Here is a 17,063-nt window from a genome sequence, read left to right on the forward strand (position 1 = left end):
TTGTCGCATGGACGTTCATTGGGCGGATGTCTCCCAGCCAAGGGCGCGCGTCGCCGCCTCGACGGTCAGAATGTTGCAGCCGCGTTCACGGGCATAACCCACCAGATGCTCGAACGTCGCCGGCGTGCAGCCGTATGGGGTCGGCGTTTCGGTAACGTCATGGGTGAAGAAGATGAGCCATCCCGGGTTCTTCACGGCATCGTCTATCCAGGCCGTCAGCCCGCGGGCATGGTCCTCCGGTTGGCGGATCTCTACCGACTGCAGCATCAAGGGGTCGACCGGACCGCGATTGATGGCCTCGCCTGCGCCACGACAGGTCTGGTAACGCCGGGCAAGTTCGCGGCGGGCGAGCGGCCAGGCGGCATTGTAGGGAAAGGCAAAATTGCTGGCCGGGCGGGTAATGCCGGCATCGCTGAGATAGTCGGCATTTCTCTCGAGGTCCGCTGAAAGCGACTTGCCGTAGGAGCGGACTCGGCGGTGGGTGAAGGTATGGCCGCCGATCTCATGGCCGCGCCGGAAGAGTTCAAGGCAACCGCCACGGCTGATCAGCTTGCGGTCCGGCTCGACGCGCCCTTCAAGGCCTCCGGCGATATAGAACGTGCCCGATGCGCCGTATTTTTCGAGGATGGGCGCGCCATTGGTCAAAGCGGTCTCCGGTACGTCGTCGAAGGTGAAGGAGACAATCGGCACGTCGGTTGCGACGGTACGCGTCCGTGAAGCCATCTTCCAGATAAGCCGATTGCTCACCCGGTCGATCAGTCCCTCTATTGCTTTGAATGCGTCAGCCATGCCCCCCTCTTCCTCTTCCCGACGGCCTCTCCTCGATATGAACGGCATTGGCTTCGTAGCGGATACCAAAGAGCGCCATGCAGAACAGGAACCAGCCGACAATGTAGCCGGAAGAGCTTTCGTAAAAGAGACTTTCGAGGCAGGTGGTGAATATCATGTAAAGCCAGATGCGCAGGAAAAGCCGCCCGCTGTGGGTCATCCTTCCTTGAGCGGTGATTTTCGAAAAACTTCGCAGCGGTACGGCGAAAAACCAGATCAACGACAGCAAAAGGGCGGGGATCCCACCGATGAGCAGGATCTCCACATAAGAATTATGCGCATGCGAGGCTGTTACTGCCCAGGTTGCGACGCCCTGGCCGCCATAAACGAGCTCTTGGGTGCGCCAGAAGGACTTCAGGCCGAAACCCGTCATCGGGAATTCCGATATCGCATTGATCGCCAGCTGCCAGATATCGGAACGGTTGGTGAAGGTGGCATCCACGCCGAAGCTTGTCACCAGCTCCCTCAGGCCAGGTGAGGTCGCAGCGCCGACGGCAAGCAGGTTGAAGGCGGCGACGCCGCCGATCGAAAGCGGGATGCGAAGGAACCGAAATTTCTCGAACAGCCAGGAGAGCAGGATAATTGCCGGCAGCATGGCGGACGCGGTTTTGCCACCGGTATGCATCAGGAACCAGGTCGCGCTTGCGAAGATGGCGACGCCCACGAGCCTCGACCAGACCTGCATGACAAATATACCGCAGAAGGCAAACAGCACCATGGCGGCGGCGGCGTTGTTCTTGTGCGGGAAATAACCGCGCCAGAGGCCGGCATGCATGGGTTCGGCAACCTCGGCTGCCGAGTGGATGGACAGGTGGGGCAGGGAAAAGATGCCATAATAGCAGAGGCCGATACTGGCGAGCGTTCCGACCGCCAGCAGTTTGGCGAAATGTGTCTCGGAACGCGGCAGCAGCACGCTCGCATTGGCGCCGATGACGACAAGTGAGGTGAGAACCAGCGCCTTGAAACTGTTGGCGCCGTGGTTCGATAGAAGGGAAACGAACAGCAGCCAGAGAAAGATCGTCAGCATCAGCCAGCGAGGCTGCAGGAAGGTGCCGCGCATGGAGGTCGCCATGCTGCACAAAACTGCGCCGAACGGCAGGAAGATGAAAAGGATCTGGTTCAGCCGGCTGGACTTGTCGGTCGCGATACTCGCCGATGAGGGTAATGTCAGATCGTAAAAGGGATCGATCGATATCGCAAAGAACAGGAACAGGCCGAGGAACAGCAGGGATCCGATCAGGGGGCGGTGATCGATATCGGCGTGGCCTGTCGCGACGGCTGAAGGGTTGCGCATGCTCAACCCCTCAGGAATATCTCTGCGTGTAAGCGAGGCGCTGGCGAACATCGCTGAGATGTCGTGCGAGCCCCAGCAAAAGGGCCAATCCGGTGCCGAGCATGAAGCCGCCGGCAGCGCCGCCTATAAGCAGGATGATCGTGCGGGGGGGCCAGCTCTTCGTCTTGGGCGGCACGGGCGGCGAGATCACACGGACATTGCTGGTATCGATTTGCTGGCGTTCGGTGATCTGATGTGTGCGGCCGAGATAGGTTTCGTAGACTGCCGCCTTGGCGCGCGCATCCCGTTCCAGTTCCCGCAGACGTATCTGCGCATCGTTGTTGGTGAAAACGGTGGAACGTTCAGCGTCGGCCTTGCCGCGGAGCTGGTTCAGCGTCGCACGCGCCTGGTCCACGTCGGTCTTGGCCGTCTCGAGGATGCGGCTCGCTTCATCGGTTATGGCTTTGTCTATCGCTGCCTTTTCCGATTGCAGTGAGACCAGCCGGGGATGACGCGAGCCGTAGGTGAGGGTCAGCGAGCCGACCTGCTGCTGCAACGTATTGTAGCTCGTCCTCAGCGTCTGCATTCCGGGAGAATCAAAGACGGTCGCGGTCGCCGTCCGCCGGTCGGCAACGGCCGAACGCATCTGATTGTAGCGAGCTTCGGCCTGGATCAGCCGCTGCTGCGCATCAAGGACCTGCGTGTCGAGGGCGCTGGAAATGCGGCTGCTTGCAAGCTCGCCGGTATTGGATTCCTGGATATTGTTGTCACGCTTGAACTGCGCGACCTTTTCCTCGGCGTCCGTCACCTGGGCGCGAAGCTCGTCGAGGCGACTGGTGAGCGTGGCGGCGACGCGGCCGGCGCTGTCGGCTGATGATTCGAAAAGCTCGGTTTCGAAGGCGCGGACGATCGCCTCGGAGAGCCTGATCGATTTTTCCGGATCCTCGGACCACACGGAAAGCGTCACCACGAAGGACCGTTCCTCGCGGGCGGCTTTTACCCGCTCGCCGAGCTCCATTAGCACGCCGAGCTCCTTGTCGCTTGCAGGGCGGTTTGGGGAGATCAGACGGAGCAGCGGCTCCAGCGCGCTGGGCTTGGTGAATTCCGGATCTTCCGTCAGGTTCATGTCCGCGACGACCTGTTTCAGGACATTGCGGGACGTCAGCACGCGCAGTTTGCTTTCCACCTCCAGCAGCTGGGAATCCCGTTGCGGACTCGACGCAAACACGTCGTCGGTGACGACGTTGAGATTCTGCGGATCGATGATGATGTCGGTATAGACGGTGTAGCGCGGCGTGGCGGTCGCGGAATAGAGAAAGGCTGCGATCACGCCGAGGACGACGAAGAAGATGATCCAGGGCAGCCCTTTGCGCAGCCAGGAGAGGATGTCGCCGGCGCCGATCTCCGACAGGCTGCGGATTTGCGCTTCGACGACCCCGTTGAGAGAGGAAGGGTAGGTCGCCGCCGGTTCCGGCGCAGGACGCGGGGCGGGCTGCGGCTGCCGGCTCTGACGACGCCAATAATCGTCGCTGTCGCCCGTATGGTTATCGTTTTCGTCCTGGTAGGGCTCCTGGAAGCGGTCGTCGTCCAGCCGGTCAAGAAGCGAGCCGCGATAAGGCATGCCGCCGCGCTGGCCGGCAGACGCGGAAGATGACGCCGGGCGTCGGTTCTCGGGCTCCCTCGGCCGGTACATGCACACCTCCAGCCATGCGGCGGAAGCATCGAACCCGCCGCATTTCGCCAATATCAGGCTTCATCACTAGGTCAGTACGGTGAATATCGCGTTAATCTCACATTACGCGAAGTCCGTGAGGAGACGGCTCCAGCTCTCGGAAGCAAGGCCGCCGACAAAAATATCGTTTGCGGTCGCAGCCTCGCGGACGTCCTGATGCCGCGTCACCATGCAGAAATAGCCGCGGTGCCGGAAGCTCATCTGCCTCTGGCGCATCAACGCGTTCATGAGGAAGGGCTGCGCCATTCCATGGGCCGCTGAATAGCCGGAGGCCGACAGATCGGAAAACATATGTCCGACCACCTCGAATTCGTGTCCTTCCCGGCAGAGGATATTGAGGACGTGCGCCGTCCTGCCCGGCTTGCCGAAAAACAGGTAGCAGCCGATCGTCGTGCCTTTGGTATTGAGGACACGTTTGCAACGGAGCCGGCCGAGCGAAATGTTCGAAGCGGCCGTATCCATCAGCCAGAGAAGATCGTCACGCGACCAGTCGGGGCGGATCGCAAAGCGCTCTGTCATCGTTGCGGCACATGTGACGAAATCATCGAAATCCGCTTCGATCGAGGTTCCGCCGACAGGGTCCCGAGGCGTGAACGTGCCGAAAAAATGCCGCGCGAGGAAGTCAGCCGGTCTGAGCGATGTCGAAAGCGGAAGATGGCTGCCGGCCGGCAGTTTTCTCCTTAATCGATCGAAACCCGCCTGAAACGGTCGGAAGGTGCGGCGCCACTCGAGGCTTTGAACGGGAAGCATGAAACCGCCGCCGGTCGTCCAGTGATCGGCGCTGACGGGGGAGGCATTGTCGGAAAAACACAGGTCCGGTTGCGAGAGGCGGATCGTGCGCGCCAGTCTTGCCGCACCGGCAAGCCCGGTCTTTCCGTCCGCCATGAAGGCACAGAGAAGACGCGCAGTAATTCGCCTGCCGTAAACAAAAAAGGGCATCGGAAGCGCCAGCAATGCGCTGTCGATCCGGCCCTGGTGATCCTGATGGACGATGCTGCCGTGCTCCAGTGCGTAGCCCGGACATTTCAGGAAAACGCGGTCTAGATAATCCAGCAGGTCTTGTTGCGGCGCCTCGTCCTTGTTCCGGAATGCCTTGTTGAAGAGCCGGCCGACGGCCTTAAGGTCGGCAGCTTCCATCGGACGCACGCCATGTGTGGCGTTGCGGGTGAGGAGGACGGCAGGAGCCTCCACGGCCGGATGGCTGTACGGCAGGTTCATTCGGCAGGCTCGCTGACGGCAAAGCTCGTCTGCCTGCTCCTCGTCATCACGCTCAGATAAACAGCCCAGGCGGCGGCCGCCATCGCTGCCTCGATCACGTAATAGGATACGAAGGTGCCGAGCGGCGGGGCATACCAGGTCGCCCATGCAGCGATGCCTGCACCAACCAGGCTGCCGGTTCCCAGGACGGAAGCGCGCGCGCCCTGATGGCCGGCTGCGCCAAGTGCTTCAAGCGCAATCGCCCAGCAGGCGACCGGCACCACGACCCAGCAGAGGACGCGGACGAAACCTACGAGCGAGACGTATTCATGACCGAAAAGAAAGGGCAGCACCGGCGCAAATACATAGACCGTCGCGCCTGCGGCAACACTGATGGTGAATGCCACGGCGAAGATCTTCGATACGCGTTCGGCCGCATGATGAAGCCCGGCCTGGCTCGCTCTTGCGGTACCCGGGTAAACGATGCGGTTCAGCGCATCGACGGAGAGGTAGCTGCTTTCGATGATGCGACGCGCGACGCTGTAGCTCGAAACGAACTCGGCCGTGGTGACCAGGCTCAGGACCAGCAGGTCGGCATTCTGACGTGCCGCCTTGAGAATGAAGGGGATGCTGAAGAAGAGGCCGAGCCGGAGCTCCTCGCGGACAAGTCCCCATCGGGGTCGGCCGAGGCGGCGAAGCGCCTGGACGCAGAAAGCCAGCATGAGGAGATGCGCCGCGAACTGCCAGATGATCCAGCCCGAGAGCGTCGATACGCCAAAGATGAGGCAGGCGAGCACGGCTGCGGCAGTGCGGATCAGCGCGAAACCCATGACCACCTTGTTCGCTGAGCCGAAATCGGAAAAGGCGATGAAGACCTGTTCGGCGAACAGGATGCAGCGGACGAGCAGAATGTTCGTCACCAGCATGAGGGTGATCTCGACGACGTTTACCACCGGATCGGCAGACACGTCGAAGAAGAAGGGCAGCGCCACGGCGCCGATCAGGATGAGTGCAAGGCCGCTCGCCGCAATCAGGATCAGGTTATGCCCGAGCATGCGAGGATAGATGGCATGGTCGCGGGCGACACGGCGCACCAAACATTCGGTGGCGCCGACGCCGCAGAGATGAACCGCGATCGCCGAGACCGCGGTGATCGCCACAAACAAGCTGAATTCGTGGACGCCAAGGAAGCGGGCCAGGATGGCAAAGGTCAGGAGCTGGGCGAAGGAGCTGACGATCAGACTGCCGCCCGAGGCGGCATAGGACAAGAACATCGGCAGGAAACCGCGAAGGCGTGCCATCTTCTGGATTAATCCGGGCGCCGTCATGCTTTACTTCCTGCCGCCTTGGCAATGTGATCGGCACCGGCTGCGTCTCGGGCCGTAAACTTCCGCAGCCAGAGTTGTGTCGAAAGAATGCCGACAAAGGCGGCATTGTCGCGGAAACCTGAAACCGTCTGTGTCCGGCACTTCTGATGCAATTTGGCGACCGCCCGCGCGTTGAACAGTCCCGTCTCCGCGACTGCCTGTTCGCCGAGCATCTCGCCGACATAGGCTTGCTCGTCGTTGCCAGCGAAGGAACGGCTGTCTGGCGCTCGATATGGCTGTTTGGGCCTCTTGGTGATCACATCCGGCAGCAGGTCCTTTGCCACCCGCCGGAGGATATGTTTCTCCTCGAGACCCTTGAGCTTCATGCTTGGATTGAGCCGGGCCGCAAATTCGACCAGGCGGTGGTCGAGGAATGGGAACCGGCCTTCGACGCCATGTGCCATCGCAACCCGATCTCCCTGGCTGGAAAGGATGTAGCCCGGCAGCAGGAAACGGCCTTCGAGATATTGCGCCTGATGCAGCGGATTCCAGCGGCGGAAGTTGTCGGGCAGGCGAGAGGCAAGCTCTTCGGCGGCGTCATAGGTGCCGAGAGTGGCGCGCAAATCGTCGGAATAGAAGATCTTCGCCGCCGCCGTGGAGCGGAAACGCGGCCGGTGCGAGAAGAGCGGGTCGCCGGCAACGTCGTTCGAGGCGCCGAAGAATGCCGCGAGGTAATCCGACGATTGCTGCTTCAAGCCGGGCAAATAAGGGTAGAGCTTGCGGAAGAGATGCGGCCTGATTTTCGAACCCGGCTGGCGGGCGCAGAAGCGCCGCACGCGCGCCTCCCGAAAGATATCGTAACCGGCAAAGATCTCGTCTGCCCCTTCGCCGGTCAGCACGACCTTCATGCCGGCGTCCCGCACGAGGCCGGAGAGGCGGTAGAGCGGGGCAGGCGCGGTGCGCAGAACCGGCCGCTCCGTAAAGTTGATCACATCCGGAAAGCTCGCCGCGATATCGGCCGAGCCGCTTGCGACTGCACGATGGTGCGTCCCGAGCGCGCGGGCAACTTCCATCTGGAAGGCGCTTTCGTCATGCTCGGCGTCGTCGAAGGTCACCGAGAAGGTGTTCAATCCATTCGGCGCCATCGGCGCCGCCAGGGCGGTGATCAGCGAGGAATCGAGGCCGCCGGAAAGATAGGCGCCGACCGGTACGTCGGCACGCATGCGAAGCCGCGTCGCATCGGCAAGGAGTGCCCTCAGCTCTTCTTCCATCGCGCCCTGGTCCGCCTCGGCCCGGTCGTCGGCATCGGGAAAGTCGAGCGACCAGTAGGGCCTGACGTCGATGCGTCCGCCTTCGGCGGTCAGCAGATGTCCTGGCTCGAGTTCACGGATATCCTTGAAGGCCGTCCGCGGCGGGATCGGCGCCCAGAGCGTGAAGATCTGGTCGAGCGCAAAGGGATCGAGTTCCGCCTCGATGCCCGGCACCTGGAGCAGGGCCTTGACTTCGGAACCGAAGTAGAGCGCGCCTTTGTGCCGGGTATAAAAGAGCGGCCGCACGCCCATCCGATCGCGGGCAAGCATCAGCCGCCGGTCGCGGGCATCCCATATGGCGAAGGCGAAGTCGCCGTTGAGGCGCGAAAGGCAATCCTTGCCATAAGCTGCATAAAGCTGCAGCAGCACTTCGGTGTCGCTGCCGGTTCGGAAGGTAATGCCGCGAGCCTTCAGGTCGTCGCGCAGTTCCACATAGTTGAAGATCTCGCCGTTGAAGACCATGGTGAATCGGCCGTCGGCACTCGTCATCGGCTGCTGGCCGTCGGCGAGCCCGACGATCGACAGGCGCACATGGGCAAGCCCGACGCCCGGCGCGGCGAACACGCCTTGTCCGTCCGGTCCGCGATGGGCAATCGCGGCCGCCATGGACGACAGGAGAGCTTCCGGATTACCGGAGCCACATGCTTCACCAAGGAAGCCAGCAAAACCGCACATCTGTTTCCGTCATGAACAGGATCTTGAATGCCGGTCATAGACGGAAATGCTTGAGGCTCTCCTTAAGCGGTCGATAAAAATTTAGATGTGTCCAAAAGAGGTTCAGGTCGGCTGCATGCCGAGGACGACCGTCGGCCAGAGTTCCGACACCGTGGGGTGGATAGGAACCGCCCAGCGCAACGTATCGAAAGTGGCGCCGGCATTCATCATATCGAGTATGCCATGAATGGATTCGTCGCCGCCGGTGCCGAGGATGGCGGCTCCCAGGATACGCCTCGTGTCGGCGTCCGCCACGATCTTCATCAGGCCCTGGGTCTCGCCCTTTTCGACCGCGCGGCCAACCTGCGTCATCGGCCGGTGCCCGACGAGAACCTTCTTTCCTGCCTTGCGGGCTTCCGTTTCGCTCATGCCGACGCGGCCGAGCGGGGGATCGATGTAAAGCGCGTACCCGAGCAGCCGGTCGGAGACTTTGCGGTCTTCTCCGTCAAAGAGGTTCGCAGCAACGATCTCGAAATCGTTGTAGGCCGTATGCGTGAAGGCGCCGCGGCCGTTGCAGTCGCCCATCGCCCAGATACCCTCGGCATTCGTTGCCAGATGGTCATCGACCTTGATATAGCCCTTGCCGTCGGTTTCCACTCCTGCCTTGTCCAGACCAAGGTCGTCTGTGTTCGGCCGCCGACCGACGGCGAGCAGGATATCGGTGCCGATCACTTCCGGTTCGCCCTCGGCGCAGTCCACCCCGACTGCGATGCCGTCCCCGTGCTTGCGGAAGCGGATGCATTCGGCATTGGTGCGGATCTTAATTCCTTCGGCTTCCAGAATGCCGCGGATGGCTTCGGAAATCTCTTCGTCCTCGCGACCTACGAGCCGCGGCCCCTTCTCGACGACCGTGACCTCCGCGCCGAAGCGACGATACATCTGCGCGAATTCCAGGCCGATATAGCTGCCGCCGACGACGACCAGATGGCCCGGCACCCGGTCGAGCATGACAATGTCGCTGTTGGTCATGAAGGGCACTTCATCGATGCCCGGAAAATCCGGGATCGCGGCGCGTCCGCCGACATTGATGAAGATCTGCGGCGCGGTCAGCAGTTCGTCTTCGACCTGCACCGTGTTCTTGTCTTCGAACCGGGCATGGCCGCGGATCAGGGTGCAGTTCGGCATGCCTTCCAGCCAGCTCTCGTTGCCGTGGCGGGAATCGAGCGTCACCTGGTGCGAACGGCGCATCACCTTCGGCATGTCGATCTTCACGGAGCTCTCGAGCACCACGCCGTATTCGCTGCCGCGGCGGGCGAGATGGGCGGCATAGGCGCTGGCGACGAGCGTCTTGGTCGGCTTGCAGCCGGTGTTGACGCAGGTCCCGCCCACATGCTTCCGCTCAATGATGGCGACGCGTTTGCCGGCATCGTTGAAACGCCCGGCAAGCGAGGGGCCGGCCTGTCCCGCACCGATGATGATCGCGTCGAAAGCTGTCATGCGGCGACCGGAATCGGCAGGGACGCAACGATCAGATAGGCCCCGATGATAGCGACGGCGTCCTCGATCAAGGCTGCAGGCAGGTCCTTTCCGAAGCCCGCGGCGAGTTTGGCGCGGACGGCTGCGCCGCCGTAAGTTCCAATTGCTGCGCCGACGACGCCGGCGATCAGGCAGACGATCCAACCGCCATAGGGCGTGCCGATGGCGGCTCCGGTCAGGGCGCCCATCAGGAGCCGGGCGCCGAACTGCTGCGGAACCTTGCGGCTCGGCGTCGAGGGCAGCTGGTCGGTCACGAGTTCCACGACTGCGAGAATGGTGAAGATGCCGACGGCCCAGACTGAGCCCATGAAGGCGAGCCAGGAACCGGAAAGATTGAGCCAGCCGAGATAAGCGGCCCAGGCGATGGCGGCAGGCGCCGTCATGGCACGAAGGCCGGCGATGATGCCGATGAGAAGCGCAAGCACGTAGACCATGAAGCCCCCTGATGCCGAGACCGGCGCCGATACCCGCTTGCCAGACTGTTCCGGCCCAGGCGGCAGGTCAAGTAAAACTTCCATAAAACCGAGCATGTCTCCTTTATGCGTCCTACGGCGGCAGTTGAACGTTAGGGCTCATGAAAGGAAGTGATGGAAATCGCTCCACCACGGATTACAATAGCCGTGCCCCTTTTGCGGGGCGGAGAGATGGGAGGACCCGGCCTGTTGAGATATCGCCTTCTTTTGCCGCTGGTCCTCCTGGCGGTGCTTGGGCTTGCCTTGATCTTCAGGGGCAACGATATCGCGGCGCGCGGCTATATGAACGAAGCCGAAACGCAAGCCGCCACGACATTGCGGCTGGCGGTATCGGCATTGGATGGCCACCTGAAGCGTTACGAGGCTCTGCCGGCGCTGATCGCCGACCAGCAGAATGTCGAGGCGCTAATCCTCGACCCAGGAAACGACGCGCTGCGGGCAACGACAAATGCCTATCTCAAGGACGTCAACGCTCTTCTCAAGTCGTCCGATATCTATGTGATGACGATGGACGGCCAGACCGTTGCGGCGAGCAATTACGACACTCCGATCAGCTTCATCGGCGAGAACTTCACCTACCGGCCCTATTTCCAGGACGCGGCGGCTGGGCGGCAATCGCGTTTTTATGCGCTTGGCACGACATCCCTGAAACGCGGCTATTATTTCGGCTCGCCGATCGAGGTCGGCGGCGTGATCCGCGGCGTGATCGTCTTCAAGGTGGATATCGATACCATCGAAGACAGTTGGCGCGGCGGCGACGACCGGATCTTCGTCTCCGATCCGGAAGGCATCATCTTCATGACCGGCAGTCCGGAATGGCTTTATGCAAGCATTCTGCCGCTGACTCCCGAACGGATCGCACGCACTGAGGCCTCCAGGCGGTATGCGGACGCGAAACTGCGGGAATTGCCGGTGAAGCGCGGCACATTTGCCGATCGCGACGTCATGATCATCACCGACAATCGGGTTGAGAAGGAATATCTCGTCGTTTCCCAGCCCATGCCGGATGCTGGCTGGACGGTCAACGTCCTGATGGACACGAGTTCCGTCCGTACCCAGGCAAAAACCGCGACCGTCGCGGCGCTCTTGACGCTCTGCCTCGCCGGTCTGGCGCTTGCCGTCCTGATGCAGCGGCGCGCACGCCTCAACGAACGCATGCAGCTGCAGGCGGAAGCCCGCAACGAACTGGAGCGGCGCGTGGCGGAACGCACCGCCGATCTCGCTCGCGTCAACAGCCGCATCGAGGAGGAGATCGCCGAGCGGCGGCTCACCGAGCAGCGGTTGCGGCAGACGCAGGCCGACCTCATCCAGGCCGGCAAACTCGCCGGTCTCGGCCAGATGTCGGCGGCCCTTTCGCACGAGTTCAACCAACCCCTTGCAGCTGCCAAAACCTATGCCGAAACGAGCGGCGTGCTCATCGATCTCGGCCGTACGGACGAGGCGAGGGACAATATCCGGCGCATCTCGGCGCTGATCGACCGCATGGCGTCGATCAGCAAGCACTTGCGCAACTTCGCCCGCAAGCCGAACGAGAAGCTCGGTCCCGTGCTGATCGAGGACGTGATGCGGGATACGCTCGAGATCGTGGCGGCGCGGCTCAAGACGGCCGATGCCGTCCTGGACGTGGAGATCGATCCGATGCTGCCGGCCGTGAAGGCGGGGGCTGTGCGCCTGCAGCAGGTTCTGGTGAACATCATCACCAATGCGGCCGATGCGGTGGAGGGGCTGGAGGACCGGCGTATCACCGTTTCTGCCGAGAAAGAGGGCGACAAGGTGATCGTGTCGGTTCGCGATCGCGGGCCTGGCGTTCCCCCGGCCATCCGCGAGCGCATCTTCGATCCGTTTTTTACTACCAAGGGCGTGGGCAAGGGCTTGGGGCTCGGCCTTTCGATCTCCTACAATATCATCAAGGATTTCGGCGGCAGTCTGAGCGTCGGTGAGCATCCCGATGGCGGCGCAGTCTTCAACATCGAGCTCGACGCTGCCGATGGCAATCTTCTGGAGGCAGCCGAGTGAACGGGCAAAGGGTGCTGCTGGTCGATGACGAGGAGGAGCTGCGCCGTTCGACCGCACAGGCGCTGGAACTCTTCGGCCTTTCGGTACAGACGTTTTCCCATGCGGATCATGTGCTCGAACTTACGGGTTTCGGCTTCGACGGGGTGGTCGTCAGCGATATCCGTATGCCCGGCATCGACGGCATGACGCTGCTTCACCGCATCCGCGAGCTGGATGCGGAAATCCCGGTGATCCTGGTGACGGGCCACGGCGACGTCCAGCTTGCGGTGAAAGCGATGCGGGAAGGTGCCTACGATTTTCTCGAAAAGCCGTTCACGCCGCAGCATCTGGCGGGCATCATCCGCCGGGCGCTGGATCGGCGCGGTCTGGTGCTCGAAAACCGGCGGCTGCGGGCGGTCGCCGGCAAGCGCGACGATGTCGAGGCGCGGCTTCCGGGGCGCACGCAGGTCATGGTCGACCTGCGCTATCAGCTCCGCGCGATCGGGGCTGCCGATGCGGATACGCTGGTTATCGGCGAGACGGGGGTAGGCAAGGAGGTGGTGGCGCGGGCGCTGCACGATGTCAGCCCGCGTGCCCATAAGCCGTTCATCGCCATCAACTGTGCTGCGCTGCCGGAAAATCTGATCGAAAGCGAGCTGTTCGGTCACGAGGCCGGCGCCTTTCCGGGCGCATTGCGTCCCCGCTACGGCAAGTTCGAGCACGGCCGGGGCGGCACGATCCTGCTCGACGAGATCGGTTCGATGCCCGTCGATCTCCAGGCAAAATTCCTGCGCGTTTTACAGGAGCGGGTGATCACGCGGCTCGGCTCCAACGAAACCGTGCCGTTGGATGTCCGCTTTATCGCCACCAGCAAAGTGGACCTGGAGGCAGAGGTCGCAGCGGGGCGTTTCCGCGCCGATCTTTTCTACCGCCTCAACGTGGCAACCATCCATGTCCCGTCGCTCGCTCAGCGACGAGCCGATATCCCGCTGCTCTTCCTGCAGCTCGTCCGAGAGGCGGCGGCGCGCTACGGCCGGGAGGATCCGAACGTGCCCGCCGATGTGATCTCTGCGATCGCCCAGCGCGACTGGCCGGGCAACGTGCGGGAACTGCGCAATGCCGCGGACCGCCTGGTGCTCGGTCTCGACCCGAGGCCTGGCGAGACCGCCGTGCCGGGACGAGACGGGGCAGGGCGGCTGGCTGACAAGGTCGCGGCTTTCGAGCGAAATATCATTGCCGGCGAGATCGCCGCCCATGGGGGTGCGTTGAGGCCGGTTTATGAATCTCTCGGGATTTCGCGCAAGACGCTTTACGAAAAGATGCAGAAATATGGCCTCGACAAGAAGATCTTGGGCGTGGAACACCTGCTGCAGGACGACCGGGACGGATAACGGCGAATGTAATGGGTGGAAATCCACCCATGCTTTTGGTGCCTTGTGGCCCAATCCACCCATGGTGCAACGCATCAAAGCTAGAAAAAACGATTTAGTACTTTTCAAATGATTGCACCTGCCCAGCGCATTGGCGCAGATTTCCGGCAGGTTGGCGCCGGAGGACTTGAGCGCTGACTGTGCTCTATTTCATCCTGGAGGACCCCGATGAAAACCCTGAACGCCTTTATTGGCGCTACCGCTCTTGCGGCGCTTTCGCTTTTCTCCGCTTCCGCCAATGCCGCCGGTTATCCGGAGCGGCAGATCACCATGGTGGTTCCGTTTGCGGCCGGCGGCCCAACCGACACGGTTGCCCGTCTGGTAGCTGAATCCATGTCGAAGAATCTCGGCCAGCAGATCATCGTCGAAAACGTTGGCGGTGCCGGCGGCACGCTCGGCGCGGGCCGCGTGGCCAGCGCCGACCCGGACGGCTACACGGTTCTGCTCCACCATATTGGCATGGCGACCAGCGCCACCCTCTACCGCAAGCTTTCCTACGACACGCTGAACGCTTTCGACTATGTCGGTCTCGTCACCGAAGTTCCGATGACGCTGCTTGCCCGCAAGGACATGGAAGCGAAGGATCTCAAGGGACTGATCGAATACGCCAAGGCCAATGCGGATAAGGTTACCGTTGCGAATGCCGGCATCGGCGCTGCCTCGCATCTTTGCGGCATGCTCTTCATGAGCGCGATCGAGACGCCCCTTGTCACGGTTCCCTACAAGGGCACCGGTCCGGCCATGACCGATCTTCTCGGCGGACAGGTCGATATCATGTGCGACCAGACGACCAACACCACCAAGCAGATCCAGGGCGGTACGGTCAAGGCCTATGCGGTCACGTCGCCGGAACGCCTCGACGTTCTGAAAGATCTTCCGACTGTCACCGAAGCCGGCTTGCCGGGACTGACGGTGGGTATCTGGCACGGCATCTACACGCCGAAGGGCACCCCTAAGGAAGCGATCGACAAGCTCAGCGCTGCATTGAAGGTCGCGCTGAAGGACCCGAACGTCGCCGCCCGCTTCGCCGAACTCGGCACGGAGCCCTCGTCCGAGAACGATGCCACTCCGGAAGCGCTGAAGGCCAAGCTTGAAGGCGAAATCACCCGCTGGAAGCCGATCATCGAGGCTGCTGGACAATACGCCGACTAAGCTGCACCATCGGCTGAGGCTTTCATTCGGTTCGCGTCTTTCCAATCCCTCTCCTCCACTCCGGAGGGGAGGGATTCTCTAAAGAAAAACGGTGTGAACGGTTTGGTGGCCGGCCCTTCGTCATCCTCGTCCAAGAGGATCCGTTGACCAGGTGATCTTGGCCATCCGCTCTTCGATCCATACGGAGACACCATGAATTCGCTGAAATTCGACACCACCAATCTGATCTGCGGACTGCTGTTCGTCCTGACGGGCATCTACTTCGCCTATCAGGCCTTCGAGCTCGAACTCGGTACGGCATTTCGCATGGGCCCGGGATATTTCCCGTTCATTCTCGCCTGCGCGCTGATGCTGTTCGGAGTCATCATCCTCGTTCAGGCCGCGCGCGTCCATGGTGAGCCGATCGGCCATATCGCCTGGCGCGGGATGCTCTTCATCCTGCCGGCACCGATCTTTTTCGGCCTCACCGTGCGGGGCCTCGGCTTCGTGCCGGCGCTGTTCTTCACGGCATTGATCGCATCGTTTGCATCAGGGCGGATGAAGCCTCTGACGGCGGTTGTTCTCTCCGCCGCCTTGACGGTTTTCGCAGTCGCGGTCTTCATCTACGGCCTCGGCCTCCCGTTCCGCAGTTTCGGCCCCTGGCTCGGTCTTTGAGGTGTGAGTGATGGATCTGTTCAGTAATCTCGCGCTCGGCTTCGCGACCGCAACCTCTCTGGAAAACCTGTTCTTCTGCCTGATCGGCGTGCTGCTCGGCACCCTGATCGGCGTGCTGCCGGGTATCGGCGCCACTGCGACGATCGCCATGCTGCTGCCGATCACGTTTCAGCTGGAGCCGGTCTCTTCGCTGATCATGCTCGCCGGTATCTATTACGGCGCGCAATACGGCGGCTCCACCACGGCGATCCTCATCAACATGCCGGGTGAATCCTCCTCTGCCGTCACGGCCATCGACGGCTATCAGATGGCGCGCAAGGGCAAGGCGGGTGCAGCACTCGCGATCGCGGCGATCGGCTCGTTCTTCGCCGGCACCGTTTCGACCTTCCTGGTAGCGATCTTTGCGCCGCCGCTCACCGAAATCGCACTGCAGTTCGGCGCGGCCGAATATTTCTCCCTGATGGTCGTCGGCCTGGTGTCCTCGATTGCATTGGCGCACGGTTCGATCGTCAAGGCGCTGGCGATGGTGGCGCTCGGCCTGTTGCTGGGGCTCGTCGGCACCGACATCTACACCGGAACGCCGCGCTTCACGCTCGGCATTCGTGAGTATGCCGACGGCCTGAATTTCGTTGCCGTCGCGGTCGGTGTCTTCGGTATCGCGGAAATTCTTCGCAATCTCGAAAACGAAAAGAGCCGGTCGGTGCTGGTGTCGAAGGTCAGCGGCCTGCTGCCGACCAAGGAGGACTTCCGGGCGATGGTCGCGCCGGTTTTGCGCGGCACCGTCATCGGCTCGATCCTCGGTATCCTGCCGGGCGGCGGTGCAATCCTTGCGGCTTTCGCCTCCTACACGGTGGAAAAGAAGGTCTCGAAGAACCCGCAGGAATTCGGCCAGGGAGCTGTAGCGGGCGTCGCCGGACCTGAATCGGCCAACAATGCCGGTGCGCAGACCTCCTTCATTCCGCTTTTGACCCTCGGCATTCCGGCCAATCCGGTCATGGCGCTGATGATCGGCGCGATGATCATCCAGGGCATCGTGCCGGGTCCGAATGTTGCTGTCGAGCAGCCGGCCCTCTTCTGGGGCATCATCGCCTCCATGTGGATCGGCAATCTGATGCTCGTCGTCCTCAACCTGCCGCTCATCGGGCTGTGGGTGAAGCTGTTGACTATCCCTTACTACGTGTTGTTCCCGATCATCATGGCCTTCTGCTCGATCGGGGTCTACAGCGTCAATTCGAACGTCTACGATCTCTACTCCGTGGCCTTCTTCGGCTTCATCGGCTACGTGCTGGTCAAGCTCCGCTGCGAGCCCGCGCCGCTGCTGCTCGGCTTCGTACTCGGGCCGCTTCTGGAAGAGAATCTGAGGCGCGCGATGATCCTGTCGCGCGGCGATCCGACAACGTTCGTCACGCGTCCGATCAGCGCCGGCCTTCTCTTCGTCGCAGCGCTGGTCCTCGTCGTCGTCTTCCTGCCGAGCGTCAAGAAGAAACGCGAGGAAGTCTTCGTCGAAGAGGATTGAGAACCG

Annotated in this window: 13 protein-coding genes; 5 read left to right on the forward strand and 8 right to left on the reverse strand. The window is 62.0% G+C overall.

The annotated features are described in order from the left end of the window. Positions 1-15: 15 nt before the first annotated feature. From C5L12_RS07650 to C5L12_RS07685, 8 genes are all read right to left on the reverse strand, one after another. Positions 16-789 carry a polysaccharide deacetylase family protein gene (locus C5L12_RS07650; protein WP_105371438.1) on the reverse strand — a complete coding sequence of 258 codons (774 nt, stop codon included), beginning with the start codon at positions 787-789 and terminating at the stop codon, positions 16-18. Continuing rightward, a complete protein-coding gene (locus tag C5L12_RS07655; RefSeq protein ID WP_105371439.1) occupies positions 782-2,122 on the reverse strand; it encodes an O-antigen ligase family protein in 1,341 nt (446 codons plus the stop codon). Before C5L12_RS07655 ends, C5L12_RS07650 begins: the two co-directional genes overlap by 8 nt. 10 nt (positions 2,123-2,132) lie before the next feature. Next, positions 2,133-3,794 carry a GumC family protein gene (locus tag C5L12_RS07660; protein ID WP_245422802.1) on the reverse strand — a complete coding sequence of 554 codons (1,662 nt, stop codon included), beginning with the start codon at positions 3,792-3,794 and terminating at the stop codon, positions 2,133-2,135. A 102-nt stretch (positions 3,795-3,896) separates the two neighbouring features. Next, entirely contained in the window at positions 3,897-5,051 is a 1,155-nt protein-coding gene (locus C5L12_RS07665; RefSeq protein WP_245422803.1) for a GNAT family N-acetyltransferase, read from the reverse strand. Continuing rightward, the gene (locus C5L12_RS07670; RefSeq protein ID WP_245422804.1) at positions 5,048-6,358 is read right to left on the reverse strand and encodes a lipopolysaccharide biosynthesis protein; all 1,311 of its coding nucleotides are present in this window, start codon (positions 6,356-6,358) and stop codon (positions 5,048-5,050) included. Before C5L12_RS07670 ends, C5L12_RS07665 begins: the two co-directional genes overlap by 4 nt. Beyond that, positions 6,355-8,322 carry an asparagine synthase (glutamine-hydrolyzing) gene (gene asnB / locus C5L12_RS07675; protein ID WP_105371440.1) on the reverse strand — a complete coding sequence of 656 codons (1,968 nt, stop codon included), beginning with the start codon at positions 8,320-8,322 and terminating at the stop codon, positions 6,355-6,357. The genes C5L12_RS07670 and asnB overlap by 4 nt, the downstream gene beginning before the upstream one ends. A gap of 102 nt (positions 8,323-8,424) precedes the next feature. After that, on the reverse strand, positions 8,425-9,798 hold the full coding sequence (locus C5L12_RS07680; RefSeq protein WP_105371441.1) for an FAD-containing oxidoreductase: 1,374 nt from the start codon (positions 9,796-9,798) through the stop codon (positions 8,425-8,427). Then, positions 9,795-10,271, reverse strand: coding sequence for a DUF4126 family protein (locus C5L12_RS07685; RefSeq protein ID WP_105371582.1), 477 nt, complete (start codon positions 10,269-10,271; stop codon positions 9,795-9,797). Before C5L12_RS07685 ends, C5L12_RS07680 begins: the two co-directional genes overlap by 4 nt. A 210-nt stretch (positions 10,272-10,481) precedes the next feature. On the opposite strand from C5L12_RS07685, the gene C5L12_RS07690 reads away from it, so the two are divergent. The 5 genes from C5L12_RS07690 (at position 10,482) to C5L12_RS07710 (ending at position 17,057) form a co-directional block, all read left to right on the forward strand. Beyond that, positions 10,482-12,326: a sensor histidine kinase gene (locus C5L12_RS07690; RefSeq protein WP_280952515.1), complete on the forward strand. Its 1,845-nt coding sequence runs from the start codon at positions 10,482-10,484 to the stop codon at positions 12,324-12,326. Further along, positions 12,323-13,696, forward strand: coding sequence for a sigma-54-dependent transcriptional regulator (locus C5L12_RS07695; protein WP_105371443.1), 1,374 nt, complete (start codon positions 12,323-12,325; stop codon positions 13,694-13,696). The genes C5L12_RS07690 and C5L12_RS07695 overlap by 4 nt, the downstream gene beginning before the upstream one ends. 207 nt (positions 13,697-13,903) lie before the next feature. After that, on the forward strand, positions 13,904-14,887 hold the full coding sequence (locus tag C5L12_RS07700; RefSeq protein WP_105371444.1) for a tripartite tricarboxylate transporter substrate-binding protein: 984 nt from the start codon (positions 13,904-13,906) through the stop codon (positions 14,885-14,887). 192 nt (positions 14,888-15,079) lie between these two features. Further along, positions 15,080-15,541 carry a tripartite tricarboxylate transporter TctB family protein gene (locus C5L12_RS07705; protein WP_105371445.1) on the forward strand — a complete coding sequence of 154 codons (462 nt, stop codon included), beginning with the start codon at positions 15,080-15,082 and terminating at the stop codon, positions 15,539-15,541. Between the two features lie 10 nt (positions 15,542-15,551). Continuing rightward, positions 15,552-17,057 carry a tripartite tricarboxylate transporter permease gene (locus C5L12_RS07710; protein WP_105371446.1) on the forward strand — a complete coding sequence of 502 codons (1,506 nt, stop codon included), beginning with the start codon at positions 15,552-15,554 and terminating at the stop codon, positions 17,055-17,057. The last annotated feature ends 6 nt before the right edge of the window (positions 17,058-17,063 follow it).

It is taken from the genome of Neorhizobium huautlense (genome assembly GCF_002968575.1).
GTDB classification, from domain to species: domain Bacteria; phylum Pseudomonadota; class Alphaproteobacteria; order Rhizobiales; family Rhizobiaceae; genus Neorhizobium; species Neorhizobium huautlense.

Excerpts from the sequence above, each read along its gene's own strand:
- C5L12_RS07665 (WP_245422803.1), bottom strand. The coding sequence starts at position 5,051 with ATGAACCTGCCGTACAGCCATCCGGCCGTGGAGGCTCCTGCCGTCCTC.
- C5L12_RS07710 (WP_105371446.1), top strand. The coding sequence starts at position 15,552 with ATGGATCTGTTCAGTAATCTCGCGCTCGGCTTCGCGACCGCAACCTCT.
- C5L12_RS07670 (WP_245422804.1), bottom strand. The coding sequence starts at position 6,358 with ATGACGGCGCCCGGATTAATCCAGAAGATGGCACGCCTTCGCGGTTTC.
- C5L12_RS07655 (WP_105371439.1), bottom strand. The coding sequence starts at position 2,122 with ATGCGCAACCCTTCAGCCGTCGCGACAGGCCACGCCGATATCGATCAC.
- C5L12_RS07690 (WP_280952515.1), top strand. The coding sequence starts at position 10,482 with ATGGGAGGACCCGGCCTGTTGAGATATCGCCTTCTTTTGCCGCTGGTC.
- C5L12_RS07650 (WP_105371438.1), bottom strand. The coding sequence starts at position 789 with ATGGCTGACGCATTCAAAGCAATAGAGGGACTGATCGACCGGGTGAGC.
- C5L12_RS07700 (WP_105371444.1), top strand. The coding sequence starts at position 13,904 with ATGAAAACCCTGAACGCCTTTATTGGCGCTACCGCTCTTGCGGCGCTT.
- C5L12_RS07660 (WP_245422802.1), bottom strand. The coding sequence starts at position 3,794 with ATGTACCGGCCGAGGGAGCCCGAGAACCGACGCCCGGCGTCATCTTCC.
- C5L12_RS07685 (WP_105371582.1), bottom strand. The coding sequence starts at position 10,271 with ATGGTCTACGTGCTTGCGCTTCTCATCGGCATCATCGCCGGCCTTCGT.
- asnB (WP_105371440.1), bottom strand. The coding sequence starts at position 8,322 with ATGTGCGGTTTTGCTGGCTTCCTTGGTGAAGCATGTGGCTCCGGTAAT.
- C5L12_RS07705 (WP_105371445.1), top strand. The coding sequence starts at position 15,080 with ATGAATTCGCTGAAATTCGACACCACCAATCTGATCTGCGGACTGCTG.
- C5L12_RS07680 (WP_105371441.1), bottom strand. The coding sequence starts at position 9,798 with ATGACAGCTTTCGACGCGATCATCATCGGTGCGGGACAGGCCGGCCCC.